The sequence below is a fragment of the Methyloparacoccus murrellii genome (assembly GCF_054657115.1).
The window spans coordinates 40476-65386 of record NZ_BAAHXD010000013.1 but is presented as its reverse complement, the minus strand read 5'-3'; the positions used below and the strand labels follow the sequence as shown (position 1 = coordinate 65386).

24 protein-coding genes are annotated in these 24911 nt (G+C 66.6%); 18 read left to right on the top strand and 6 right to left on the bottom strand.

The window, feature by feature from the left end; translation table 11 throughout:
* Positions 1–148: 148 nt before the first annotated feature.
* From gspE to ACYQ1H_RS05660, 12 genes are all read left to right on the top strand, one after another.
* Positions 149–1810 carry a type II secretion system ATPase GspE gene (gene gspE / locus ACYQ1H_RS05715; RefSeq protein ID WP_460027089.1) on the top strand — a complete coding sequence of 554 codons (1662 nt, stop codon included), beginning with the start codon at positions 149–151 and terminating at the stop codon, positions 1808–1810.
* A gap of 10 nt (positions 1811–1820) precedes the next feature.
* Positions 1821–3038, top strand: a complete 1218-nt coding sequence (locus tag ACYQ1H_RS05710; protein WP_460027077.1) for a type II secretion system F family protein — start codon at positions 1821–1823, stop codon at positions 3036–3038.
* A 153-nt stretch (positions 3039–3191) separates the two neighbouring features.
* On the top strand, positions 3192–3641 hold the full coding sequence (gene gspG / locus ACYQ1H_RS05705) for a type II secretion system major pseudopilin GspG (RefSeq protein ID WP_460027076.1): 450 nt from the start codon (positions 3192–3194) through the stop codon (positions 3639–3641).
* 110 nt (positions 3642–3751) lie between these two features.
* Positions 3752–4258, top strand: coding sequence for a GspH/FimT family pseudopilin (locus tag ACYQ1H_RS05700; protein WP_460027088.1), 507 nt, complete (start codon positions 3752–3754; stop codon positions 4256–4258).
* Between the two features lie 4 nt (positions 4259–4262).
* On the top strand, positions 4263–4673 hold the full coding sequence (locus tag ACYQ1H_RS05695; RefSeq protein WP_460027075.1) for a type IV pilus modification PilV family protein: 411 nt from the start codon (positions 4263–4265) through the stop codon (positions 4671–4673).
* A complete protein-coding gene (locus tag ACYQ1H_RS05690; RefSeq protein WP_460027074.1) occupies positions 4670–5332 on the top strand; it encodes a prepilin-type N-terminal cleavage/methylation domain-containing protein in 663 nt (220 codons plus the stop codon). The genes ACYQ1H_RS05695 and ACYQ1H_RS05690 overlap by 4 nt, the downstream gene beginning before the upstream one ends.
* Positions 5332–6270, top strand: coding sequence for a type II secretion system minor pseudopilin (locus tag ACYQ1H_RS05685; RefSeq protein ID WP_460027073.1), 939 nt, complete (start codon positions 5332–5334; stop codon positions 6268–6270). The genes ACYQ1H_RS05690 and ACYQ1H_RS05685 overlap by 1 nt, the downstream gene beginning before the upstream one ends.
* 32 nt (positions 6271–6302) lie before the next feature.
* A complete protein-coding gene (locus ACYQ1H_RS05680; protein ID WP_460027072.1) occupies positions 6303–7400 on the top strand; it encodes a PilN domain-containing protein in 1098 nt (365 codons plus the stop codon).
* Positions 7372–7986: a type II secretion system protein GspM gene (gene gspM, locus ACYQ1H_RS05675; RefSeq protein WP_460027071.1), complete on the top strand. Its 615-nt coding sequence runs from the start codon at positions 7372–7374 to the stop codon at positions 7984–7986. Before ACYQ1H_RS05680 ends, gspM begins: the two co-directional genes overlap by 29 nt.
* 3 nt (positions 7987–7989) lie before the next feature.
* Positions 7990–8721, top strand: coding sequence for a type II secretion system protein N (locus tag ACYQ1H_RS05670; protein ID WP_460027070.1), 732 nt, complete (start codon positions 7990–7992; stop codon positions 8719–8721).
* 96 nt (positions 8722–8817) lie between these two features.
* A complete protein-coding gene (gene gspD / locus ACYQ1H_RS05665; RefSeq protein WP_460027069.1) occupies positions 8818–11280 on the top strand; it encodes a type II secretion system secretin GspD in 2463 nt (820 codons plus the stop codon).
* 74 nt (positions 11281–11354) lie between these two features.
* Positions 11355–11801 carry a hypothetical protein gene (locus tag ACYQ1H_RS05660; protein ID WP_460027068.1) on the top strand — a complete coding sequence of 149 codons (447 nt, stop codon included), beginning with the start codon at positions 11355–11357 and terminating at the stop codon, positions 11799–11801.
* A gap of 45 nt (positions 11802–11846) precedes the next feature.
* On the opposite strand, the gene ACYQ1H_RS05655 is transcribed toward ACYQ1H_RS05660, so the two are convergent.
* From ACYQ1H_RS05655 to thiD, 3 genes are all read right to left on the bottom strand, one after another.
* Positions 11847–12380 (bottom strand): GNAT family N-acetyltransferase, encoded by a 534-nt coding sequence (locus ACYQ1H_RS05655; protein ID WP_460027067.1) that lies wholly within the window; start codon positions 12378–12380, stop codon positions 11847–11849.
* Positions 12380–13147, bottom strand: coding sequence for a Nif3-like dinuclear metal center hexameric protein (locus ACYQ1H_RS05650; RefSeq protein WP_460027066.1), 768 nt, complete (start codon positions 13145–13147; stop codon positions 12380–12382). Before ACYQ1H_RS05650 ends, ACYQ1H_RS05655 begins: the two co-directional genes overlap by 1 nt.
* Before the next feature lie 68 nt (positions 13148–13215).
* Positions 13216–14004, bottom strand: coding sequence for a bifunctional hydroxymethylpyrimidine kinase/phosphomethylpyrimidine kinase (thiD, locus tag ACYQ1H_RS05645; protein WP_460027065.1), 789 nt, complete (start codon positions 14002–14004; stop codon positions 13216–13218).
* Between the two features lie 160 nt (positions 14005–14164).
* Between thiD and alaC the strand changes: the two genes are divergently transcribed.
* From alaC to ACYQ1H_RS05620, 5 genes are all read left to right on the top strand, one after another.
* Positions 14165–15349, top strand: coding sequence for an alanine transaminase (gene alaC, locus ACYQ1H_RS05640; RefSeq protein WP_460027064.1), 1185 nt, complete (start codon positions 14165–14167; stop codon positions 15347–15349).
* Positions 15350–15392: 43 nt separating this feature from the next.
* Positions 15393–16703: a homoserine dehydrogenase gene (locus tag ACYQ1H_RS05635; protein ID WP_460027063.1), complete on the top strand. Its 1311-nt coding sequence runs from the start codon at positions 15393–15395 to the stop codon at positions 16701–16703.
* Positions 16704–16751: 48 nt separating this feature from the next.
* Positions 16752–17894, top strand: a complete 1143-nt coding sequence (gene thrC / locus ACYQ1H_RS05630) for a threonine synthase (protein WP_460027062.1) — start codon at positions 16752–16754, stop codon at positions 17892–17894.
* Between the two features lie 254 nt (positions 17895–18148).
* Positions 18149–18958 carry a LicD family protein gene (locus ACYQ1H_RS05625; RefSeq protein WP_460027061.1) on the top strand — a complete coding sequence of 270 codons (810 nt, stop codon included), beginning with the start codon at positions 18149–18151 and terminating at the stop codon, positions 18956–18958.
* Complete coding sequence (locus ACYQ1H_RS05620; RefSeq protein ID WP_460027060.1) at positions 18951–19457, top strand: adenylyltransferase/cytidyltransferase family protein; 507 nt, start codon at positions 18951–18953, stop codon at positions 19455–19457. Before ACYQ1H_RS05625 ends, ACYQ1H_RS05620 begins: the two co-directional genes overlap by 8 nt.
* A gap of 280 nt (positions 19458–19737) precedes the next feature.
* On the opposite strand, the gene ACYQ1H_RS05615 is transcribed toward ACYQ1H_RS05620, so the two are convergent.
* The 3 genes from ACYQ1H_RS05615 to queF are packed head-to-tail and all read right to left on the bottom strand — an operon-like array spanning position 19738 to position 21223.
* Positions 19738–20442 (bottom strand): class I SAM-dependent methyltransferase, encoded by a 705-nt coding sequence (locus ACYQ1H_RS05615; protein ID WP_460027059.1) that lies wholly within the window; start codon positions 20440–20442, stop codon positions 19738–19740.
* A gap of 34 nt (positions 20443–20476) precedes the next feature.
* On the bottom strand, positions 20477–20815 hold the full coding sequence (locus ACYQ1H_RS05610) for a zinc ribbon domain-containing protein YjdM (RefSeq protein WP_460027058.1): 339 nt from the start codon (positions 20813–20815) through the stop codon (positions 20477–20479).
* A gap of 18 nt (positions 20816–20833) precedes the next feature.
* Complete coding sequence (gene queF / locus ACYQ1H_RS05605) at positions 20834–21223, bottom strand: preQ(1) synthase (RefSeq protein ID WP_460027057.1); 390 nt, start codon at positions 21221–21223, stop codon at positions 20834–20836.
* Positions 21224–21389: 166 nt separating this feature from the next.
* Between queF and smc the strand changes: the two genes are divergently transcribed.
* Entirely contained in the window at positions 21390–24899 is a 3510-nt protein-coding gene (gene smc / locus ACYQ1H_RS05600; protein ID WP_460027056.1) for a chromosome segregation protein SMC, read from the top strand.
* The last annotated feature ends 12 nt before the right edge of the window (positions 24900–24911 follow it).

Here is a 24911-nt window from a genome sequence, read left to right as displayed (position 1 = left end):
CAGGCCCTCCCCTCGATACCCGAGGGCGCCAGCTTTCCACGAAGACGACGACTCCGCCTTGGCTGCCGAACTCCAGGACACCGCCTTACCCGAAACCCCGCCGGAAGCGGAACCGCAGGCCCCGCGCTACCAGCGCTTTGCCCGGGAGCTGGTCGCGCGCGGGAAGCTCAGGGAAACCGAGATCATCCGTGCCCAGCGGCTCGCGACCCAGACCGACGAATCGCGCATTCCCGCGCTGCTCGTCAAGCTGGGCGTGGTTTCCGAGCGCGACACGGCCGAGATTCTCGCGGATGTCAGCGGCTGCCCCCTGGTCACACCGGACGACTACCCGGACACCTCGCCCCTGCCGGAAACCATCTCCGTCCGCTTTCTCAAGGAAAACCACATGGTAGGGCTGGCTGCCAACGACGATCAGGTCGTGGTGGCCGTCACCGATCCTTTCGACCAGGAACTGCTCGATGCGATTGCCCTTGCCTGCGACCGGCCGGTGAGCGCCCGCGTCGGCCTCGGCACCGAAATCGACCGGGCGCTGGAAACCCAGCTCGGCCCCGGCAAGTCGCTGATGGGCGAGATCGTCGATACCTTCGGCAGCGACGAGGACATCAACGAAGCCGACGTCGAGCACCTCAAGGATCTGGCATCGGAGGCGCCGGTCATCCGCATGGTCAACCTGATCATGCAGCGGGCGGTGGAAATGCGCGCCTCGGACATCCATGTCGAACCGTTCGAGCAAACCCTGAAGGTGCGCTTCCGCATCGATGGCGTGCTCAAGGAAGTCGAGTCGCCGCCGGTGCGCTCCACCGCCGCCGTGATCTCGCGCATCAAGATCATGGCCAAGCTCAACATCGCCGAGCGCCGGCTGCCGCAGGACGGCCGCATCAAGTTGCAGGTACAGGGCAAGGAACTGGACCTGCGCGTTTCGACCGTGCCGACCATGTATGGCGAGAGCGTGGTCATCCGCCTGCTGCACAAGGAAAGCATCAAGTTCGACTTCGCCACCCTGGGCTTCGAGGGCGAGGCGCTGCGGCGCTTCCTCGACGTGCTGGAACAGCCCCATGGCATCATCCTCATCACCGGCCCGACCGGCAGCGGCAAGAGCACCACGCTGTATACCGCGCTGCACAAGATCAATACGCCCGACCGCAAGATCATCACGGTCGAGGATCCGGTCGAATACCAGCTGGAGGGGGTCAACCAGATCCAGACCAAGCCGCAGATCGGCCTCACGTTCGCCTCGGCGCTGCGTTCCATCGTCCGCCAGGACCCCGACGTCATCATGATCGGCGAGATGCGCGACATCGAGACCGCCCGCATCGCCGTGCAGTCGGCGCTGACCGGCCACCTGGTGCTGTCGACCCTACACACCAACGACGCCGCCGGCGGCGTCACCCGCCTGCTGGACATGGGCCTCGAGGACTACCTGATCACCTCGACCGTGAACGGCATCCTCGGCCAGCGTCTGGTGCGCCGGCTGTGCTCGCACTGCCGGGAAGCCTACGAGCCCATGCCCGAGGTGGCGGCAGAGCTGAAGCTCTGGAACTTCAGCGACGAGCGCACCATTCACCTGTACCGGCCGGTCGGCTGCGAGGCCTGCGACGGCAACGGCTACAAGGGCCGGCTGGCGATCACCGAACTCCTGGTCATGAGCGACGACATCCGCCGACTGGTGATGGCCAACGCGCCGGCCCGCAAGATCGAGGAGCAGGCCCTGCTGGAAGGCATGCACACCATGTACGACGACGGCATCCGCAAATCCGTGATGGGACTGACCACGGTCGAGGAAGTCCTGCGCGTCACCTCGGACAGCTGACCGCACCGCCATGCCCCTGTTTCATGTCAAGGCCGTCAACCGCGACGGCGAGACCATCGAGGAGGATCGCGAATCGCCGAGCGAGGCGGCGCTGATCCTGGCGCTCCAGGAGGAAGGGCTGCTGCCGATCCGGGTCACCGCCGCCGGCTCCACGCCGTTCGGCTTCCTGCGCTTCGGCCGGCGCGGCGCGAAAATCACCCACAAGCAGCTGACCCTCTTCACCCGCGAGCTGATGACCCTGCTGGAAGCCGGCCTGCCGCTGGATCGCGCCCTGACGGTGCTGCTCGAACTCACGACCCAGGAGCCGGCGTTCAACGCCATGGTCGGCAAGATCCTGGAGCGGATCAAGGGGGGCGCCCAGCTCTCCGACGCACTGGAGGCGCAGGGCCCGGTGTTCTCGCGTTTCTACCTGAACCTGATCCGTGCCGGCGAGGCAGGCGGTGCCCTGGAAGTGGTGCTGGAACGCCTGACCCAGTATCTCGACAGCTCCAAGGAACTAAAGGACACGGTGACCACGGCGATGATCTATCCGATCATCCTGGTCGTCATGGCCATCGGCTCGCTGCTGTTGCTGCTGACCTTCGTGGTGCCGCAATTCACCGAGATGTTCGAGAGCGCGGGCAAGGAACTGCCGGTACCGACCCAGATCGTGGTGGGCGCGGCCGATGCCATCCGCGACTACTGGTGGGTCGCCTTCCTGCTGATCGCCCTGGGTTCCGCCTGGATTCGCTATCAGCGCTCGGACCCGGTGCGACGGCTGAGCTGGGATGGCTGGATGCTCAGGCTGCCGCTGTTCGGCGACCTGATCCTCAAGTTCCAGGTGGCCAGTTTCAGCCGCACCCTGGCCACCCTGCTGACGAACGGCGTGCCCTTGCTGGCCGGCCTGTCCATCGTCAAGGACACCCTGGACAACCGCCTGGTGGCGCAGAAGCTCGACCTGGCCGTGAACAGCCTCAAGGAGGGCGGCGGGCTGACAGCGCCGCTGATGGAGGCGGACATCTTCCCCTCGCTGGCCATGCAGATGATCAAGCTCGGCGAGGAATCGGCCCAGCTGCCGGAGATGCTGGACCGGGTGGCGACTACCTACGACAAGGAAATCAAGATTTCCATCCAGCGCCTGCTGGCGTTGCTGGAGCCGGTGCTGATCGTCGGCCTGGGCATCATGATCGGCGGCATCATCATCTCGATCCTGATGGCCATCCTCAGCGTCAACGATCTTGCCTTCTGAGCCCGGGCCGCAGCGCGCCGACGCCATGCCCGCAACCCACCGCGTCTCCCCGGAGCCAGCCGGATAATGCGAAAATCGCCGCGCTGGCCAACGGATCGCGCGGCCGACCCGCGCGGTCCCCGCCTGTCGTTTTACCAACCGCAAGAGCCTGATATGAAAAACATCGCCCTGCTATCCCGACGCACGCCGCTGCGCCGCCAGACCGGTTTCACCCTGATCGAGCTGTTGGTCGTGCTCGCCATCATCGGCCTGCTCGCCGGCCTGGTCGGCCCGCAGGTCATCAAGCACCTGGGCGAATCCAAGACCAAGACCGCGAAACTCCAGATCGAGGAGCTCTCCTCGGCCCTGGACATGTACCGCCTCGATGTCGGCCGCTATCCGGGCACCGAAGAGGGCCTCGCGGCCCTGATCGAGCAACCGGCCAGCGCGAAATTCTGGAACGGCCCCTACCTGCGCAAGCGCAAGATGCCGGCCGACCCCTGGAACAATCCCTATCACTACGCCATGCCCGGCCAGCACGGCAAGTTCGACATCTTCAGCCTGGGCGCCGACAACGCCGAGGGCGGCGAGGGCGAGGACCAGGACGTGAAGAGCTGGGACTGAACCGGCAAGCCCCCCTGACCAGCGCGAACCATCACGCCGGGGGGGGAGCTCCCGCCCGGCAACGTGCCCCGGCCGCTGCGGCAGATCGCCATGCGCGGGGCGGCGTCGTGATGCCCATGCCCCGGGCCGGCTGCGGCCGGCTGCCGGCGAGTCCCTCGCGCCATCGGCGGCAGGGTGGCTTCACCCTGCTGGAAATCATGGTCGTGCTGGTGATTGCCGGCATCCTGATCGGCACGGTGGTGCCCAGTTTCGGCCCCGCCATCGCCCGCGCCCAGCTGTATTCGGCCACGCGGGATGTCGCCTCGGCCCTCCGGCATGCCCGTGGCCAGGCGCTGATACAGGGCCAGGATGCCCTTTTCGAACTGGATGTCGAACGCCATCGCTACCGCGTGAGCGGACGCAGCAAGCTGTTCCGGCTGCCGGCCGACGTCGCGCTGGGGCTGTACACCACGTCGACCGAGACCCTGGACGAGGGCACCGGCCGCATCCGCTTCTTCCCGGACGGCTCCTCGACCGGCGGCCGGGTCACCCTGATCGGCCAGGGACAGACGCGCGTGGTGGACATCAACTGGCTGACCGGCGAGGTCCGCATCGGCGAGCAGGAAAGTGAGAACTAGCGGCGTGCCTCGGCAAGGCGGCTTCTCGCTGATCGAGATCCTGGTCGCCTTCGCGATCATGGCGCTGTCGCTCGGGGTCCTGCTGCGCATCTTCGCGGGCGGCGGACACATCGCGGCAACCGCCGACGAATACTCGCGGGCCATCCTCACCGCCGAGTCGATGATGGCCTCGGTCGGCGTCGACCTGCCGCTGCGACCGGGTGTCCAGTCGGGTGAGCTGGCGGACGGCTACCGCTGGGACCTGAACGTGACCCCCTATCCCTTCGATCCCGCGCTGCTGGGCGGACAGAATCTGGGCTTCAAGCCCTACTGGGTGGAACTGACGGTGGAGTGGGGCGATGAAAGCGACCCGCGTGCCTTCAACCTGACCAGCCTGCGGCTGATACCCGACAACCCCGGCGGAGGCCTGAATTGAGGACGTCCGCCCTTCGCCGCGGCCGGCAATCCGGCTTTACCCTCATCGAGGTGCTGATCGCCTCGGTGCTGCTGGGCATCATGATGCTGCTGCTCACCGGCAGCCTGCGCATCGGCGCCGGCAGCTGGGAAGCCGGCGAGGAGCGCATGGCCAAGGCCAGCCGGCTGTTCATCGTCGAGAGCTTCCTGCGCAAGCACATCGGCAGCCTGCTGCCGGTTTCGGGCGTCAACAGCAACGGCGAGATGGAACCCTCCTTCAAGGGCACCGCCAGCAGCCTGACCTATGTGGCGCCGCTGCCCGACCAGCTGGAGGGCGGCGGCCTCTACCGCTTCGAGCTGTATCTCGCCGGCCAGGACGATCGCAAGGAACTGCGCGTCGCCATCGTACCGTACCAGTCGACCCCGGATCAGACCAAACGCCCGCCCCAGCCCATCGACGACATCGCCATCGTCGAGGATGTGGTCAATCTCAGGTTCGCCTACTTCGGCCCGCAGAACGAGGGCGGCAACCTGCGCCAGCCGAACGCACCGACCGGCAAATGGGTGAACGAGTGGCGGGAATACCAGTTGCCGACGCTGATCCGGATCGAAATCGCCCGCGCCGGCGAGGATCCCTGGCCCAGCCTGCTGATCGCGCCCAGAACCCTGATGCTGCGCTGATGGCGAAGACCATACCCACACCGGGCGTCCCCGGCATCCGCCAGGGCGGCGTCGCGCTCATCATGGTGCTGTGGATCATCAGCCTGATGACCATCATGGCCGGCAGCTTCGCCCTGTCGACCCAGCGCGAGGCCGGCATCCTCGCCCATGCCCACGAACGCGCCAAGGCCCTGGCGCTGGCCGAGGGCGGCGTCAACTACGCCATGCTCATGCTCACCCTGCCGGACCCCAAGCTGCGCTGGCGGGCGGACGGGACGCCCTATGTCTGGAACGTGGATGGCGCTCGCGTGCGCATCCGCATCATGGACGAGGGCGGCAAGGTGGACCTCAACGCGGCCCAGGAGCAAACCCTGCAGACCGTCTTCAAGCTCGTGGCCCGCAACGAGGAGCTGGCCACCCGGCTGGCCGATGCGGTCATGGACTGGCGCGACCCCGACGACATCCGCCGCAACAACGGTGCGGAAGCCGAGGACTACATCGCCCGGCGACTCCAGGCACCGCCGCAGAACCGCAACTTCCTCATCCTGGACGAGCTGCGCGGAGTCATGGGCATCACCCCGGAGCTGTATCGAAAACTGGAGAGCTGGTTTACCCTATATACGGGCACCGACGGGTTGAATCCCGCCGTCGCGTCGCGGGAGATACTGATGGCGCTGCTGGGGGGAGATGCCGGCGCCGTCGACAATTTCATCCAGCAGCGCAGCCAGGGTACGCCCGGGGTGCTCCCGCCCATACCCGGGCTGCCGGCGGGCGGCGGTACCGACATGGCCTACACGGTATCGGCCATCGCCGAAATCGACGATCAGCAAGGCGCCGGCGTCCTGGCGACGATACGCCGGGGCCCCGCCGCCGACGGATCGCCCTTTACCATTCTGCGCTGGAAGCCCTACGCGATTCCCCGCAAGCCGGGCACCCCCCAACAGGAAGCAACCCAGTGAACCACCATTGGTGGCGGAAACCGCTGTAGCTCATGCTCAAGTTCGACATGCCCCTGGAGACACAACTGCGCGAGTTCTGGCAGTGGTGGAGCGGCGAGCTGCTCGCCCTGGTTCCCGCCGGCCTGCGCCAGCTGCTCGGCAGCGGCGGCGAATACCTGGTACTCAGCCGCGACGGCCAGGGCGTGGCGCTCTGGCACAGACGAGCGGACGGCGAAACCCGGCTGGCCAGCCTGCCCCTGGACGACACAGGCGAAACCGCGCGCCTGCGCTTCCTGCAGGAGCATCCGAAACTGGATGATCTCGCCATCGTCCTGAAACTGGAAAACCATCAGGGCTTGCGCAAGCAGATCAAGCTGCCCATGGCCGCTGCCGAGAACCTGCAGCAGGTCATCGCCTTCGAGATGGACCGGATGACGCCCTTCAAGAGCGACCAGGTCTATTTCAGCGCCCTGGTCGCGAGTCGACTCAAGGCCACCCGCCAGATCGTGGTCGACCTGGTGCTGACGCCCAAGACCAAGCTGGACAGCATCCTGGAAGACCTGACCGCCGCCGGCTGGCGCCCCGAGCGGGTTTACCTGGATGGCGAAACCCGCATCGGCAGCTACGACCTGCTGCCGGAAAAATTCCGGCCACCCCGCCGCAGGCTCCCGGGCATCCTCAATGGCATCCTGGCCGGCCTGATTATCACCCTGCTGACGCTGGTGGCGATAGTGCCGCTCTGGTCCGCCAACAACGAGGTCAAGCGCCTGCAGGATCAGGTCAAGAAAACCGCCCGCATCGCCCAGGAGGTCGAATCCATGCGCGAGCAGGCCGAGAAGCTGCAACACCAGGCGCGTTTCCTCCAGGACAGGAAACACGTCGAGCCCGTGCTGCTGGACATGCTCGAGGAACTGACCCGGGTCATCCCGGACGGCACCTGGCTGAACGGGCTCCAGTACGCCAATCGCCGGCTCATCGTCCAGGGGCAGTCGCCCTCGGCGTCCAGCCTGTTGCAGCGCATCGAGACATCGGCCTTCTTCCGCAACGTCAGCTTTGTCTCCCCCGTCACCAAGGACACCTCTAACGGGCTGGAGCGCTTCCAGATTGCCGGTGACGCGGTCAATGGGAGGTTCTCTGAAAAATCTCGCTAAACGGCTCAACCAGCCGATCGAATTCAACAACTCGCGCCTGACGGCCGTCGGCCTGTTGCTGCTGCTGTTGACCGTGGTGTTCCTGGGGGCGATCTATCCTCTGCTCAACCTGGGACGCGAATACCGCGAAAAGGCGGAGGATCTGCGCTTCCGCCTCAACCGCCTGCAACAGGTTGCCGATACCCGCGAAGCGCTGACGCAGCGCCTGGAACGCATCCAGGCTATGGCGCGGAAGAATGACGCCTTCCTGCCGACCAACACGGCCGCCCTGGCGTCGGCAGACCTGCAAACCCGCATCAAGCAGATCGTCAGCGAGGCGGGCGGCGAGCTGTCCAGCACCCAGGTCATCCCCGAACGGGCCGAGGAAAATGCCGTGCGCATCGGCATCAAGCTGCGCATGACCGGCAGCACCGCCGTGCTGCGGCAGGTGCTGCACCGTTTCGAGGCCGGCAAACCTTCCCTGTTCATCGAAAACCTCAATATCCGGCCGATCCGCATGCCGCGCAACCCGCGCGACAAGAATCCGGTAATCGAGGACCGCCTCAGCGTCGATTTCGACGTCATCGGCTACATGCAGGCGCCCTGAATCATGAGCAAACGCCTGCGCCCCTATTTCCTGAGCGGCCTGCTCCTGATCGTCACCTCCTTTCTCGGCGCGCTGCTGACCGGGGAATGGCTGCACCTGCGCCAGCAGCGCCTCCACGGCGGGCAGAACCCGTCGGCGCCGGCCGCGACGCCGGCCGAGCCCGAACTGGCTGCCGACGATTTCGCCCTGCCCGACATCAGCCAGTACCAGCAGATGGTGGAGCGTCCGCTGTTCATGGAATCGCGCCGCCCCAGCCAGCCCGCACCGCCGGAACCGCCCGCGCCGCCCAAGCTGGAACCCCCGCCGCCGATATCCTTCAAGCTGATGGGCATCCTCGCCACACCGCAAGGCAAGATGGCGCTGGTCGCCGACGCCAAGGGCAAATACAAGCGCCTGAAGGTCAGGGACGCCCTGGACGGCTGGCAAATCGTGGACATCAAGCCCGACCGGGTGCTGCTCGACCATGGCGGTAACCGGGAGGATCTGGCCCTGCTGAAGAAGCGTCCGCCGGGCGCCGCGCCCACGCCGACACCGGCCGCCGCGCCCGGCGAGCAGCCCCCCCAGCGCAAGCCGGGGGCCAACCGGCCCGTGATGCGACAACCTCCGCAACCCCTGCCGCTGCCGGCCCAGGGCCAGGCCATGGTCCCCAACATGGGCGGCATGCTGCCGGGCGGCGCCGAGGCCATCGATCCCGGCGGCGAGCAGGACGAAGACGCCGAGCAGCCGGACCAGTAAGCGGACAGGCCCTCTGTAGCCAGCATTCAACCGGAATCATGCCTACCTTCTACCCGACCTTCGCCCCGGCGAATTTCTGCCATCAGGTCATGCCACATGTCGTTTGTTAAGAAAGTTCTCTCCTCCTCGCTGCCATCCCGGCGCCAGGCCATGCTGGCGCTGTCGATCGGCCTGGCCCTGAACGGCTGCGAGTCGCTGGGGCCCGAGGCCGTCAAGCGGACGCCGATCCCCCCCAACCTGCGGGTGGAGCCCGTCCAAAAGCCGCTGGATTCCAGACCGGTCCAGAGCGTGCCGCTGGGCGCCAAGCCGGCACAGCCACCGGAGTACTACCCGGCCAGCGGCAACCTGCTGGGCAAGGGCGGCGCGACGGTCGGCGGCGCGCCGACTTCGGCCATCCGCAACCGCACGGAAGGCAAGTACACCCTCAACTTCGACGATGCCGACATCAACGAAGTGGCGAAAACCATCCTCGACGAGACGCTCAAGCTGAACTACGTGATCAGCCCCAAGGTCTCGGGCCGCGTCACCCTGCAGACGACCCGCGCCCTCAGCGACGACGAGCTGATCCCGACCCTGGAGACCCTGCTGCGGCTGAACGGCGCCGTGCTGATCAAGGAAAACGGCATCTACAAGATCGAGCCCGACACCTCGGGCGTGGTCGGCGCACCGGGCGCCCGCCTGGGCCTGCCCGGGCAACGCCTGCCGACCGGTTACCAGCTGCGGGTCGTGCCGCTGCGCTATGTCGGCGTGCAGGAAATGCAGAAGATCCTGGAACCCCTGATGCCACCCAAATCGATCGTGCGGGTGGACAGCACGCGCAACATGCTCTGGCTGGCCGGCAGCTCCGACGAGCTGGCCAGCGTTCTCGACACCATCCAGCTGTTCGACGTCGACTTCATGCGCGGCATGTCGGTCGGCATCTTCCCGCTGTCCAACGTGGAGCCGGCGCTGATCGCGACCGAGATCGAGAAAATCCTCGGCGATACCGCCAAGGGACCGCTGGCGGGTCTGGTGCGGGTCATGCCCATCGACCGCCTCAACGCCATCATGGCGATCACGCCGCAGCCGCGCTATCTGGAAGAGATCGCCAGCTGGGTCGGCCGGCTGGACCGCTACAGCCCCAAGCGCATGGGCGGCATCCATGTCTACCGGCTGCAGAATGTCGATGCCGTGGAGCTGGCCAAGACCCTCAGCAACATCTTCGGCGGCGGGTCCGGCAGCGGCAGCCGGGCCTCGCTGCGGCCCGGCTTCCAGGACAGCTCCATCGGCGCCAGCAGCAGCAGCACCCCGGGCAGCGGCGGCAGCGGCTTCAGCAGCTCCAGCGGCGATATGGGCTCCAGCACCTCGGGCGACCTCGGCGCGGGCTCCTCCGGCGGCAGCCTCGGCTCCACCATGGGCCCCAACTACAGCGGCGGCTCGTCGGGCGGGATGGGCGACCTGAGCGGCGTCTCGACCAGCGGCTTTGGCAGCGGCTCGGCCGGGGGGATGGGTGGCGGCGCCTCCGGTGGTCTCGGCGGCGGCTCGTCTGGCTTTGGCGGTGGTTCCATGAGCGGTGGCAGCTTTGGCGGCGGCATCGGCCGCGGCACTTCCGGCAACCGCAATCAGGGCAGCACGGCTGTTAACCTGGGCAACATCCGCATCGTCGCCGATCCGCCCAACAACGCCCTGGTCATCACGGCCAGGGAGCAGGAGTACAAGGAAATCGAGGCCGTCATCAAGGAGCTGGATGTCCTGCCCTTGCAGGTACTGATCGACGCCACCATCGCCGAGGTCATCCTCTCCGACAACCTGAAGTACGGCATCAAGTGGTATTTCCAGTCCGGCTCGAACCGTGCAGGCTTGAACCCGAACACGCTGATCACCAATGAAGTCCTGGAGGCCGCCTCCGCCTATGCCTTCACCTACTCCCTGACGGCCATGGGCAAGGATGTCCGCCTGTTGCTGCAAGCACAGGCCGACAAGGGCAAGATCAACATGCTGTCCTCGCCCTCGGTCATGGTGCTGAACAACCAGGAAGCCTCGATGCGGGTGGGCGACCAGGTGCCCATCCTGACCGGCTCCGTGTCCAACACCATCAACACCAACAACGTGGTCCAGTCCATCCAGTACCGCGACACGGGCGTGCTGCTCAATGTCCGCCCGCGCGTCAATGCGGGTGGCCTAGTCAACATGGACATCATCCAGACGGTCAGCAACGTCGCCCCGAAAGCCTCGGGCGACAAGGATCAGATCCAGTCGCCCACCATCGCCCAGCGCCAGATCAAGAGCCAGGTGGCCGTGCAGGATGGCGAAACGCTGGTGCTCGGCGGTCTGATCCGCGAGAACACATCCAACACCCGCTCCGGCATCCCCTTGCTTTACGAACTGCCGATTCTCGGCGACCTGTTCGGGGCCACGGACATGAAATCGGAACGGACCGAGCTGGTCGTGCTGCTGACGCCGAGAATCGTCGACAACCAGGTCAAGGGCCGGGAAATCTCCAACGAATTCCGCCGCAAGCTGACCGGGCTGTACGATCCGGGCCCCGCCAACATGAACATCGGCAACCCTGGCCCCTGAGCCCCGGCAGGGCCAGTTCTGCTAAGCTGGATTGGCAGCGCGAACCCGCGCCAGCACGCCTAAGGAGACACAACATGACACTGAAACCTCTTTGCCTCGCGACCTGCCTCTGCGCCCTGTTCACCCTGCCCGCCGCACAGGCCGGAGAAGCGGCCCCGCAAGCCCCGGCCCCCGGTGGTCACCAGATGGGCGGCATGGGTGGTATGGGCAACATGGGCGGCATGATGATGAGCGATGAACGGCTCAAGGCCAAGCAGGAACACCTGCTGAAGATGCACGAGCTGTCCAGCAAGATTCTGGCCACCACCGATCCCGCAGAAAAGGAAAAGCTCAAGGCCGAACAGCTGCAGTTGATGAAGGAGCACGAAAAGCAGCATCACATGATGATGCAGCAGCACATGCAGGAAATGATGAAAAACAAGGGCGGCATGCCGGGCATGCAACATGGCGGCGCCAGCGGCGGCATGGGCAACATGCAGCATGGCGCCACACCGGCGACTCCCGCCGCGCCGGCACACTGAGCCCACCCGCCCCCATGCCAGGGCGGCCGGACCGCCCTGGCACCGTCACGCAGCCCGCGTGCCGGCAAAACGGTGGACCATCACATAGTCATCGTAACGGTAACCACCGTCGCATGGCGTCACCTCGGGCCGGTCGATGACGAAGCCCGCCCGCCGGTAGGCCCGGATCGCCTTCAGGTTGCGGCGAAACACGTAAAGGTAGACCTCCGCCACGTCAAGGCGACGACCGGCATCGAGCACCCGCGCCAATGCCCGGGCGCCGATCCCCTGCCCGTACCACTCCGTGGCCAGATAGAGCTTGCCGAGCAGCAGGCGCCGGCTATCCGGCTCATGCCGGTAGGCCAGAAACCCTGCCCGCCGCCCCGCCACGCAGATCCATTCGTAGCAGGCGCCCCGCGCCATGTCCGCACTGAGGCGTTCCGGCGTGTAGGCACGGTTCCAGAAACAGGCGAATTCGCCTTCGCTGAGCAGGTCCGGCCGGTAACTGGCCTCCCAGATGGCAAGCGACAGGGTCGAGATGGCCTCGGCCTGGGACGGCAGGGCGGGCTGAAACTGTACCGCGACGGCGGACGGCGACATCAGGCCGGGTTGGGGCTGTCGATATAGCAGCACGCCACATCGAACCGGTCCTGCACCCGCGCCATCAGCGCCTGGATACCGAATTGCTCGGTGGCGTGATGACCGCCGGCATACATGTGCAGACCCGCCTCCTGGCTCTCGTGCCAGTCGTGCTCGCTCATTTCGCCGGTGACATAGGCGTCCAGGCCGGCCCGCACCGCACGCACCCAGTCCCGGTTGGCGCCGCCGGTGATGATGCCGACCGAACCCACCCGCCGCTCCGGATCGGGCGAGGCCATCATGACGGGATGCGCCAGCACTTCCGCCAGGCGCGTCCGCAAGGCCGCGGCGGTGAGCGGTGCGGCGAGGAGGCCGCTGATGCCGGTCGGGCACCCCTGGTGATCGCCGAAGGGCGCGAGGTCATGCATGCCGAGCCACTGTGCCAGGGTCGCGGCATTGCCCACCTCGGGATGGGCATCCAGCGGCAGATGGTAGGCGAACAGGTTGATGGCCTGCCGCACCAGGGGGAAGACCCGCCGGGCGAAGGGACCGGTCAGCGGCCGGCTGCTGTGAAAGGACCAGAACAGCCCGTGATGCACGACCAGAGCCTGGGCCTGCCACTCGGCGGCCAAGGTCGCCGAATGCCGCGTGGCGGAAACCGCGAAGGCCACCCGCTCGATCACCTCCGCCCCCTCGATCTGCAAGCCGTTGGGCCCGTAATCGGCGAACGCGGCGGGATTCAGCAAGTTGTCCAGAAACTCGGCCAGTTCGTCCCGGGTCGTGCTCATGTGGCCGCCAATGGGTCAGACTCGATCCTGTTGCCCGGCAAAAACGCCGGCGCATCCCCGAGCGGCCATCAGCGGCGCGGCAGCCACTGCCCGCGACCGATCCGGCGGGCCTCGCTCAGGGTGGTCCAGGTGACCTGCTGGGCCTCGGCGATCGCGACCGCCATCGGCAGGTCCCGCGCCAGCCCGCCGGCCAGGGCCGACGCCAGTGTGCAGCCGGAGCCATGGTAACTGCCGGGCAGGCGTGGCCAGTGGCTGGCGACAGCGCCATCGGGTCCATACCAGCGGTTGATCACCGTCGGCCCCGCCGCGTGGGTGCCGGTCAGCAATACATGCGCGGCCCCCAGCGCCAGCAGCGCCGCCGCGCAGGCATCAGCGCCAACCTCACCCGTCAGCCGCCGGGCCTCCGGCGTGTTGGGCGTGACCACCGTCGCGCGGGGCATGAGCTCCCGGAGCATGACGTGCCGCAGATCCTCGCCGGCCAGCGGGTGGCCGCCGCCCGCCGCCAGAACAGGGTCCAGGACCACCGGCACCGCCGGCGCCTCGTCTATCAGCCGCGCCGTGGCGGCGGCCATCGCGGCACTGCCCAAAAGACCGATCTTGATGGCACGAATCCCGATATCGGCGAGCAACCGCCGCGCCTGCGTCAGGAAGTGCTCGGGATCCTGCGGGTACACCTCGGCGACATCCACCGTATCCTGGGCGGTCAGGGCCGTTACCACCGTACAGGGATGGCAACCCAGCCGGCGCAGGATTTCGATGTCGGCCTGGATACCGGCACCACCGGTCGGATCGTGCCCGGACAGGCAGAGCACCACTGGCGGCAGTTCCGGAGCGCTGGCGGTTACAGGGGGTGTCATGGCGGCAGTTTCCCACAATCCGGGGCCGTTCCCCAAGGCGCGGACAAACCGCCTGACCGCCCGCCATCCCCTACCGTTGACAGTCTCCGGGGGCCTCGGTACTTTTACACGCTTGCCCGCGGTTCCCGCGCCTCAGCCCTCCAGCCCTGCAGCAGCCTCGATGGAAGAATTCCAACGCATCAAACGATTGCCCCCCTATGTCTTCAACATCGTCAACGAACTCAAGGCAAAGCAGCGCGCGGCGGGAGTCGACATCATCGATTTCGGCATGGGCAACCCGGATCGCGCCACGCCCCGGCACATCGTCGACAAGCTGATCGAGGTCTCGCAGAAGGGCGCCGCCCACCGCTATTCCGTCTCCAAGGGCATCATCCGCCTGCGCAAGGCCATCTGCGGCTGGTACGAACGCCGCTTCGGCGTGGAACTGGACCCGGATTCCCAGGCCATCGTCACCATCGGCTCCAAGGAAGGCCTGGCGCATCTGGCCATGGCCACCATGGGCCCCGGCGATGCCGCCCTGGTGCCCAATCCCGCCTATCCGATCCATCCCTACGGTTTCGTGCTGGCCGGCGCCGACGTGCGTCATGTGCCGCTGGTGCCGGGCATGGACTTCTTCGAGGAGCTGGAAAAGGCCATCAAGACCTCCTGGCCGAAGCCGAAGATGCTGGTGCTCAACTTCCCCGGCAACCCGACCACCCAGTGCGTGGAACTGGAGTTCTTCGAGAAGGTCGTGGCCCTGGCCCGCGAGTACAAGATCTGGGTCGTGCATGACATCGCCTATGCCGATATCGTCTTCGACGGCTATGTCGCCCCCTCGATCCTGCAGGTCCCCGGGGCAACCGATGTCGCGGTGGAGTTCTTCACCCTCTCCAAGAGCTACAACATGCCCGGCTGGCGGGTCGGCTTCATGTGCGGCAACCGGGAACTGGTCGCCGCGCTGGGACGCATCAAGTCCTATCTCGACTACGGCACCTTCGCGCCCATCCAGGTGGCCGCCATCACCGCGCTGGAAGGTCCGCAGGACTGCGTGCAGGAAATCTGCGACACCTACCGCAGCCGCCGCGACGTGCTCTGGTCCAGCCTGAGCAGCATCGGCTGGGAGATCGAGAAGCCCAGGGCGACCATGTTCATGTGGGCGCCGATTCCCGAACCCTACCGCCACCTGGGATCGCTGGAGTTCGCCAAGAAGATGCTGCTGGAAGCCCAGGTCGCCGTCTCGCCCGGCATCGGCTTCGGCGAATACGGCGACGACCACGTCCGCTTCAGTCTGATCGAAAACGAGCATCGCACGCGCCAGGCCGTGCGCGGCATCAAGGCCATGATGCGCAAGGACAGCGCCGCCTGAGCCCGCCCCCATCGCGCCTGTCGCCTACCAGGAGGATCCTGCTTTGAAACCCGTCACTATCGGCATACTCGGACTCGGCACCGTCGGCGGCGGCACGGTCAGCGTTCTCCGGCGCAACGCCACGGAAATCACCCGCCGCGCCGGCCGCGAGATCCAGATCCGCGCCGCCTCGGCCCGCGATCTCGGCCGCGCCCGCATCTGCGACACCGCCGGCATCCAGCTGACCACCGACGCCTTCGCCATCGTCAACGATCCCGCCATCGACATCGTCGTCGAGCTGATCGGCGGCATCAGTCCCGCGCGCGAACTGGTGCTGGCGGCGCTGGAAAACGGCAAGCACGTCGTCACCGCCAACAAGGCGCTGATCGCCCTGCACGGCAACGAAATCTTCGCCAAGGCCCGCGAGAAGGGGCTGATGGTCGCCTTCGAGGCCGCGGTCGCCGGAGGCATCCCCATCATCAAGGCCATCCGCGAAGGCCTGGCCGGCAACACCGTGGAGTGGCTGGCCGGCATCATCAACGGCACCTGCAACTTCATCCTGACCGAGATGCGCGACAAGGGCCGGGACTTCGCCGACGTGCTGGCCGAGGCCCAGGCGCTGGGCTATGCCGAGGCCGACCCGACCTTCGACGTCGAGGGCATCGACGCCGCGCACAAGCTGACCATCCTCGCCTCCATCGCCTTCGGCATCCCGCTGCAGTTCGACAAGGTCCATGTCGAGGGCATCAGCGGCATCACCGCGCTGGATGTCGCCTATGCCGAGGCGCTGGGCTACCGCATCAAGCTGCTCGGCATCGCCCGCCGCGCGCCGGCGGGCATCGAGCTGCGCGTGCATCCGACGCTGATTCCCGAACGGCGGCTGATCGCCAACGTCAACGGCGTCATGAACGCGGTGCTGGTCAAGGGCGACGCGGTCGGCCCGACACTTTACTACGGCGCCGGCGCCGGCGCCGAACCGACGGCTTCCTCGGTAGTGGCCGACCTCGTCGACGTGGTGCGCACCCTGACCGCCGATCCGCACAACCGGGTGCCGCACCTGGCCTTCCAGCCCGGCGCCATCGCCGATCTGCCGATCCTGGCCATCGGCGAGGTGGAAACGGCCTACTACCTGCGCCTCAGCGCCAGCGACCAGCCCGGTGTGCTCGCCGATGTCACCCGCATCCTGGCCAACCATGGCATCAGCATCGAGGCCATCCTGCAGAAGGAGCCGCCGGAGGGCGAGAGCCAGCTGCCGGTCATCATGCTCACCCACCGGGTTCGCGAACGGAAACTGAACGACGCCCTGGCCCAGATCGAGGCGCTGCCCACGATCGGCGGGCCGGTCAAGCGCATCCGGGTGGAGACGCTGGGTTAGCCGCCCCACCCGCCTACGAACCTCGCCATCAGAAAGCAAGCACCTTCCATGACCTCTCCCACCCGCTATACCGGCCTGATCGACAAATACCGCAACCGCCTGCCGGTTGCGCCGGAAACCAGGGCCGTCAGCCTCAACGAAGGCAACACGCCGCTGATCCAGCTGGTCAACATCCCCCGGCTGATCGGCAAGCATGTCGACCTGTTCGTGAAGTTCGAGGGCCTGAACCCGACCGGCTCATTCAAGGATCGCGGCATGACCATGGCCGTGACCAAGGCGGTCGAGGCCGGCAGCCGCGCCATCGTCTGCGCCTCCACCGGCAATACCTCGGCGGCGGCGGCGGCCTACGCGGCCCGTGCCGGCATCACCTGTTTCGTGCTGATTCCCGACGGCAAGATCGCCCTCGGCAAGCTGGCCCAGGCCATGATCCACGGCGCCAGGGTGCTGCAAATCCAGGGCAACTTCGACGACGGCATGCGACTGGTGAAGGAAATCGCCGATCACGCGCCGGTCACCATCGTCAACTCGATCAACCCATTCCGGCTACAGGGGCAGAAAACCGCCACCTTCGAGATCATCGAGGCGCTGGGCCGCGCGCCGGACTACCATTGCCTGCCGGTCGGCAACGCCGGCAACATCACCGCGCACTGGATCGGCTACACCGAGGCGACCTGTGCGCCGGGCCACAAGCCCACCGATGCCTGCGCCTTCTGCCACGGCGATTGCCGGTATACCGGCATCGGCAAGCTCTGCGAGAACCGCCCGGTCATGGTCGGCTACCAGGCCGCCGGCGCCGCGCCCTTCCTGCGCGGCCACATGGTCGACGAACCGGAAACCGTCGCCACCGCCATCCGCATCGGCCACCCGCAATCCTGGGAGCAGGCCTGGACCGCCAGCCGCGAATCCGGCGGCTGGTTCGACGAACTGACCGATGCCGAAATCCTCGCCACACAGAAGCTGCTGTCGGAAAAGGAAGGCATCTTCTGCGAACCCGCCTCCGCCACATCCGTGGCCGGCGTCCTGCGCGACCTCAAATCCGGCAGGATTCCCGAGGGCAGAACCATCGTCTGCACCCTCACCGGCAGCGGCCTCAAGGACCCCGACACCGCCATCGGCCAGTGCGACATCCAGCCCAGCAAGGTTCCCGCCACACTGGAGGCCGTCAAGGGCGCGATTCTGGAAGCCATGTAGCGCACTGCCCATCCCCACGCCCCGTCGGCCGAGTCGCTGACCCTGGCTGACGGGTAGTTACCTGCGTCGCCAAGTACGGTCAAGATTTACCGCTGCGGCTACAACTTCGACACGCAAATCGCCATCCTACCCAGTTCCTGCAACGCTGGGGTGGCAGGGTCGCCACGATAGCATCGGCCGATATCACATGTGCGTGGTCACCCCGGTCCTTGTCGCCGAAGGGGGTGCAAGCTTGTTAATTATCGATCCATCGCATGGTTGCGCCTGACATCATGACTGCGGGGGAGGTACAGGTCTCACTGTGTGAGATCCTGCATGTCGTAACGACCCTGTGTGACCGGCACGGTGTCGAATACGTTCTGATTGGGGGTGGATGTCTCGGCATCGCCCGGCATAACCGCGCGCTGATTCCTTGGGATGACGACCTCGATATCGCCGTATGGGCTGGAGACATGCCCAACTTCCTCGCCGCCATGCGGCACTTGCCAGCGAGATTCAGACTGCTCCCGGAGCAGCGACCCCAGTACCCGGCCTACAAGGTGTCGGATACTCGCACCCAGGTCGACGGACAAACCGGCTTCGACGACCCTTGCGGCATTTTCATCGATGTCATTCCGATGATGCACTGGCAGTCTCTCGGCTGGAAACACCTGGATAATCTGCTCGCGCGCATCACGGCTTTCAAGGAGCATCCGTACTCGGCGGATTGGTGGAAACAACTGGTGAAGCGCGCGGTCAACGCGACCGCACTGCATCGGCTAGTGCCGTGGGTTTATCGTATGGGTCTTCAGGCCATGTTCGAGCGGATGGACCTCCGCTGCCGGCTCGGCAGGATTGGCATCATATCCGGAGCCATCGGGCGGCCATGGGTCGGCAAATATCCGTGGAGTACCGTATATCCACTGCAGCGAGATCGGCTAGCCGGCGTGGAGGTGTTGGTGCCGAATGACCTGAATCGATTCCTCACGCTCCGCTACGGTGCCGATTACATGAAGCCCCTGGAACCGGCGCGGCGCTGGACACACTTCGGGGAAGCGCGCCGGGTACAACATCCGCATGACTAGAATCCTGACGTTCGGTGCATTCGATCTCCTGCACTATGGCCACCTGCGGCTGCTCGCTCGCGTCAGAGCCATGGGGGAACACCTGATTGTTGGGCTGGCGACGGACGACATCATCATGGCCGGGGGAAAACCGAAGCCCTACTACTCGCATGCCATCCGCCGCGAGATGTTGCTCCACACGCGCCATGTCGATGCAGTGCTTACGCTCGATGGCCCAATCGACGGTACAGGGCGGGTGAAGATCATTCGCCAAAAGATCGACATGGTGCGCAGACACCAGATCACCCTCGTAGCAATGGGGCAGGATTGGGAGGGAGAATACGAGTTCCTGACGCCATGGTGTGACGTTGTCTACATCGAACGGACACCGGGCATTTCGTCAACGACCCTCAGAAATACTTTAGGGGGCGGCTATGCGCCGTTGGATACGGGACCTGGTGCGGACGGCGACCGATGGCGAGACCGCGCAGCCGGGCGCGAGACCAGCGAATCAGGCTGAATCGACCTCGCCCACCATCCGTCAGTCCAACTCGGCCAAACTGACCTCTGTCAACGCGCCCTCGCTTAACCCGCCCACGGGGTAACCGGCCCAGGGCTTACGCCGCATAATCAATGCGGGATTCGCCGAATGCCGATCTGACAGCTACAGCACCTCGAGTGGCTAGCCGCCCACCATAACCGGATTGACCGGCGAGCGATGTCGGCACAGCCCCAAACCACCTGAGGCGACAAAGTCCCTCACACCGTCGCGGGGTTGCTCCGCCACCCCCTGCCCCGGCCTACGGTTCCACCATCGGCCGCGTCGATCCCGAGAAAAGCGCCACGCATCCCCGAACCGTGACGTGGGAATACGGAAAATAGCCTTCGAGCAGGCGGCGGAGATCCACCTCGTCGTCGGCTGAATTGCCGAAGATGCCCTTGTGGTTGTAGAGCGCCATCAAGCGTCGGCCCAGCGCGTTGTGCGCCACGCCCAAGCCGAGAATCGTGCTCCCGAACAGGCATCCGCCGGCGGGGTCCAGCAACGGAAGCAGATGGTCGAACAGCACGCGGCCCTTGTCCCGGATCGGCCCGGGGAGGCAGTGCAGCAAATAGTTCGCGGCAATGGAGCCGTAACCCGAACCCGGCCTGGGCAGACCCAGCGGCTCCAGCACATTGGCCCGATAGCTGCGGGGTCGATAGCGTGCCAGCCGCCGTGCGGCCTTCGCCAGCGTCTCAGGGTGAATATCGAGCAGGTCGATCCGGGGATCGGCGACGGGAAAACGGCAATGATCGGGAAAGTACCCCGTGCCGGCCCCCACCTCCAGGTGACACGCGGACACCCGGCGGTCGTAAAGCGCCAGGATGTGCCGCGAGGCGCAGCGCCAGGCGCAGCGATTGGAAAACCCCAGCACATAGGCGTCATAGACCGCCAGCAGGGCCCGGCTGTAGATGGCCGCGCCGGGTGGCAGCGCGGCCGGCGACCCGTCGTTTCCCGCGGCCGTCACGGGCCATCTCCCCGGTCGCGGGCAGCCGCCGGGATCAGGCTTTCTTCAGGAAACACGCCTTCAGCATGTAGCTGATGCCGTCGATCTTGCAATCGACCTCGTGGTCGCCGTCGCGAAGGCGGATATTCTTGGCCTTGGCGCCCTTCTTGAGGGTGGTCGAGCTGCCCTTGACCTTGAGATCCTTGATCAGCAGCACCGAATCGCCATCGGCCAGCGGCGTGCCGTTGGCATCGCGCACCACGGCATCGGTGGCGCCAACCTCATCGCCTGTAGCCGACAGCGGCCACTCGTGGAAACAGTCGGGGCAGACGTGGTTCTCGCCGTCGCTGTAGACATGCTCGCCCTTGCAGGCCGGACAAACGGGTGATGTCATGGGTCCTCCCACCGGTATTCAGGGCAACTGGACAACGGCGGGCGCCTGCCAGCCGGGCTTGCGGTGTTCGGCGACCACATGGGTATAGACGCCGCCACGCACATTGAAACGGGCGGTCAGGCGCATGAAGCGCGGCTGGGTGGCGGCGACCAGATCGTCGAGGATGCGGTTGGTCACCGCCTCGTGGAAGGCGCCCTCGTCGCGGTACGACCAGATGTAGAGCTTGAGCGATTTCAGCTCCACGCAATGCCGGTCGGGAACGTATTCCAGGTGCAGGGTGGCGAAATCCGGCTGGCCGGTCTTGGGACACAGGCAGGTGAACTCCGGCATGTCGATGCGGATGGTGAAATCCCGCTCGGGCTGCGGATTGTCGAAGGTTTCCAGTTGCTTGCTGGGCTGGGTGGTCATGGCGGACGTGGCGCTCCGGGTTGGGGAAGAGCCGGGGCAAAGGCCCGGCAGGCGGCCGGGACAGCGCTTCGGGAGAAGCGGCCCGGGCGAAAAGTCGAGTCGGCTATAATAGCCGGTCTCCCTGCCGCCCAACCAGCACCCGCCTGCCGACGTTCCCGCCACCACCGTGCGCCTCGACCGAATCAAACTTGCGGGGTTCAAGTCCTTCGTCGATCCGACGACGATCCCGACGCCCGGCAACCTGATCGGCATCGTCGGGCCGAATGGCTGCGGCAAGTCCAACATCATCGATGCCGTACGTTGGGTGATGGGCGAAAGCTCCGCCAAGCACCTGCGCGGCGAGAGCATGGCGGACGTCATCTTCAACGGCTCCAGCAGTCGCAAGCCGGTCGGCATGGCCTCGGTCGAGCTGGTGTTCGACAACGGTGAGGGCAAGGCACCTGGCGAATTCGCCCGCTACCCCGAGATTTCCATCAAGCGCCAGGTGACGCGCGACGGCACCTCGACCTACCTGCTCAATGGCACGCGCTGCCGGCGCAAGGACATCACCGACCTGTTCCTCGGCACCGGCCTGGGCTCGCGCAGCTACGCCATCATCGAACAGGGCACGATTTCCCGGCTGATCGAGGCCAGGCCAGCCGAGCTGCGCGAACTCATCGAGGAAGCCGCCGGCATCTCCAGGTACAAGGAGCGCCGCCACGAGACCGAGCTGCGCATGGGCCACACCCAGGAAAACCTGGACCGGCTGCTGGACCTGCGCGAGGAGGTCGAGAAGCAGCTGGAAAGCCTCAAGCGCCAGGCCCGCAAGGCGGAGAAATACACCGCGCTGAAGGACGAGGAGCGCCGCTACCGCGAGCAGTTGCTGGGCCTGCGCTGGCGCAAGTACGAGGCCGAATTCCAGGCCCAGCAGGTACGGCTGGCCGAGTGCGAGTCGCGCTTCCGCGTCCTCGCGGAGGAGGATCACGGCCTGACGGCCACCCAGGCGACACAGCAGGCCTTGCAGGACGCCCTGCAGAAGACGCTGAACCAGGAACAGGCGCGGTTCTACGAACTGGGCGCGGACATCAGCCGGCTGGCGCAATCCCTGCGCCATGCCCGCGAGACGCACGAAAACCTGGTACAGGAGGAAACGCGGCTGTGCCAGGAACAGCACCAGGCCGCGCAGGATCTGGAGCAGGACCGCTTGCAGCTCGACACCCTGCGCGAGAGCCTGGCCGATGTCGAAAGCGGGCTGGAGGAAGCCCGCATGGCGGAGATCGAGGCCAGCGACCGGCGCGAGGCGGCCGATGGCGAGCTCCGGTCGGCGCGCCAGTCATTCGAGCAGCTGAACGCCGCCATCGGCCACTGGCGCAGCCAGCGCGACATCCAGCAGGCCCGCATCGCCCAGCTGGAACAGCACGCGCGGCAGCTGGAAAGCCGCCGCGAGCGGCTGGACCGGGAGCGCCAGGAGGTGGAAGCCGCCGTGAACGCCGAAGCGCTGGACGAACTGGAGCAGGCCGTGGCCGAACTGGAAGCCGAGCGCGGTGAACTTCAGGCGACGCTGGCCGGACTGCACGAGCGTATCCAGGACGGGCGCGAGCGGCTGAAGCAGCTCCAGCAGGACCTGAATGGCCAGCGGGCGGAACAGCACGCCGTGGCCGGCAAGATCAGCTCGCTGGAAACCCTGCAGGAACACGCCATGGGCAAGGACCGGGCGCCGCTGCAACGCTGGCTCGCCGAGCAGGGGTTGGCCGAGACGCCCCGCCTGGCCGAACATCTGGAGGTCCAGCCGGGCTGGGAAACGGCGGTGGAAACGGTCCTGGGCGGCCATCTCCAGGCACTCTGCATCGCGGAGCGCGCCGAGGTCCTGGCGCCGCGCCTGTCGACGCTGTCCGGCGAATCGCTGACACTGCTCGAGACCCGCGTGCCGGCCGCTCGCCCGGATGGCGCGCCGCAACGCCTGCTGGCGCGCGTCGGCTGCCCCTGGAATCTCGAACCCCTGCTCGGCGCGATCCACTGCGCCGACGATCTGCCCGGTGCCCTCGCCCTGAGCGGTGACCTGGCGCCGCACGAATCGGTGGTTACCCCCGACGGCACACGCCTCGGCACCGGCTGGCTGTCGCTGCAGCGCCCCGCGGCCAGCCAGGCCGGCGTCATCAAGCGCGAGCGCGAACTCAAGGCCCTCAAGGCCGATCACGCGCGGCTGTGCGAGACCGTGGCCCGGCTCGAAGAGGCGCTGCACGCCACCGAGGCGGCCACGCAGGCAGCCGAACACGAGCGCGAGCAGCGGCAGGCCGAAGAGCGCCGTCTGGGTGCCGAACATGGCCGCGCCAAAGCCGAGCTGAGCGCGGCGCGGGCACGCTGCGAGCAGGCCTCGAAGCGGCTGCGGCAGGTTCAGGCCGAGCTTGCCGACCTGGCCGAGCAGCTCGCCGAACACACCGAGACGCTGGAGGAGAGCCGCCTGCAGCGCCTCGAAGCCGAGGAACGGCTGGCCGGGCTGGAGCTGGACGCCGCCGAATACGCCGACGGCCGCCATCGCCTCGAAGACCGCCTTGGCGAGGCCGACGCCGCCCTGCGGCTGGCGCGGGACCGGGTCGCGGGACTCGCAAGCCGCGCCGAAGGCCTGCGCGCCAGCGAGGCGCTCACCGGTCGCCACCTGCAGCGTGCGCAGCAGCTCTACGACCAGGCCTCGCAGCGGCTGGATGCCCTGCGCGCCCGTCTGCAGGAAACCGGCTCGCCGAGCGAGGACAGCGAAACCGAGCTGGCCGCCCTGCAGCAGGAAAAATCCCGCTCGGAACAGGCGCTGGCGGGCCTCCGGCAACGGGCGGATGAACTGGAGAAGGCGCTGCGCGCCAGCAGCGAGGCCCGGCTCCGCAACGAGCGCGCGCGCGCCGAGACCAAGGAGCGACTGGAGACAATCCGGCGGGAACTGTCCGCCAACGAGGTCCGCCGGCAGACGGTCCAGGAACAGTTCGAGGAACTCGGCGCCGAACCGGCCGCCGTCATGGCCGGCCTGCCCGAAGAGGCCGACGAGAAACGCTGGCAGCAGCGCGTCGCCGAACTGGGCGAGGAAATCGCCCGCCTCGGCGCCGTCAACCTGACGGCGCGGGAGGAGTACCTCGCCCAGGAGGAGCGGCTGGCCTTTCTCGACCAGCAGCACCGGGATCTGGGCGACTCGCTCGCCACCCTGCGGGAGGCCATCGAAAAAATCGACCGGGAATGCCGCACGCGCTTCAAGGACACCTTCGAGCGCATCAATGCCGGCCTGCAGCGTATGTTCCCGAAGCTGTTCGGCGGCGGCCAGGCCAGCCTGGAACTCACCGACCGCGATCTGCTGGAAACCGGCGTCACCGTCATCGCCCGCCCGCCGGGCAAGCGCAACAGCTCCATCCACCTGCTGTCGGGCGGGGAAAAGGCGCTGACGGCGGCGGCCCTGGTGTTCGCGATCTTCGAACTGAATCCGGCGCCGTTCTGTCTGCTGGACGAGGTGGACGCGCCTCTGGACGACGCCAACGTCGGCCGCTTCGGCGAGTTGGTCAAGGAAATGTCCGAAAGGGTACAATTTTTGTTCATTTCCCATAACAAGGCCACCATGGAAATCGCCCAGCATCTGGCCGGGGTCACCATGAAAGAGCCCGGCGTGTCCCGCATCGTCGCCGTCGACATCGACGCGGCGGTCGAACTGGCGGCTGTTTGAACACCGAGAATC

Bases quoted from the DNA above. Each gene is read 5' to 3' on its own strand.
- ACYQ1H_RS05710 (WP_460027077.1), top strand. From the start codon at position 1,821: ATGCCCCTGTTTCATGTCAAGGCCGTCAACCGCGACGGCGAGACCATC.
- gspG (WP_460027076.1), top strand. From the start codon at position 3,192: ATGAAAAACATCGCCCTGCTATCCCGACGCACGCCGCTGCGCCGCCAG.
- ACYQ1H_RS05700 (WP_460027088.1), top strand. From the start codon at position 3,752: ATGCCCATGCCCCGGGCCGGCTGCGGCCGGCTGCCGGCGAGTCCCTCG.
- ACYQ1H_RS05685 (WP_460027073.1), top strand. From the start codon at position 5,332: ATGGCGAAGACCATACCCACACCGGGCGTCCCCGGCATCCGCCAGGGC.
- ACYQ1H_RS05680 (WP_460027072.1), top strand. From the start codon at position 6,303: ATGCTCAAGTTCGACATGCCCCTGGAGACACAACTGCGCGAGTTCTGG.
- gspM (WP_460027071.1), top strand. From the start codon at position 7,372: ATGGGAGGTTCTCTGAAAAATCTCGCTAAACGGCTCAACCAGCCGATC.
- ACYQ1H_RS05670 (WP_460027070.1), top strand. From the start codon at position 7,990: ATGAGCAAACGCCTGCGCCCCTATTTCCTGAGCGGCCTGCTCCTGATC.
- gspD (WP_460027069.1), top strand. From the start codon at position 8,818: ATGTCGTTTGTTAAGAAAGTTCTCTCCTCCTCGCTGCCATCCCGGCGC.
- ACYQ1H_RS05660 (WP_460027068.1), top strand. From the start codon at position 11,355: ATGACACTGAAACCTCTTTGCCTCGCGACCTGCCTCTGCGCCCTGTTC.
- ACYQ1H_RS05655 (WP_460027067.1), bottom strand. From the start codon at position 12,380: ATGTCGCCGTCCGCCGTCGCGGTACAGTTTCAGCCCGCCCTGCCGTCC.
- ACYQ1H_RS05650 (WP_460027066.1), bottom strand. From the start codon at position 13,147: ATGAGCACGACCCGGGACGAACTGGCCGAGTTTCTGGACAACTTGCTG.
- thiD (WP_460027065.1), bottom strand. From the start codon at position 14,004: ATGACACCCCCTGTAACCGCCAGCGCTCCGGAACTGCCGCCAGTGGTG.
- alaC (WP_460027064.1), top strand. From the start codon at position 14,165: ATGGAAGAATTCCAACGCATCAAACGATTGCCCCCCTATGTCTTCAAC.
- thrC (WP_460027062.1), top strand. From the start codon at position 16,752: ATGACCTCTCCCACCCGCTATACCGGCCTGATCGACAAATACCGCAAC.
- ACYQ1H_RS05625 (WP_460027061.1), top strand. From the start codon at position 18,149: ATGGTTGCGCCTGACATCATGACTGCGGGGGAGGTACAGGTCTCACTG.
- ACYQ1H_RS05620 (WP_460027060.1), top strand. From the start codon at position 18,951: ATGACTAGAATCCTGACGTTCGGTGCATTCGATCTCCTGCACTATGGC.
- ACYQ1H_RS05610 (WP_460027058.1), bottom strand. From the start codon at position 20,815: ATGACATCACCCGTTTGTCCGGCCTGCAAGGGCGAGCATGTCTACAGC.
- queF (WP_460027057.1), bottom strand. From the start codon at position 21,223: ATGACCACCCAGCCCAGCAAGCAACTGGAAACCTTCGACAATCCGCAG.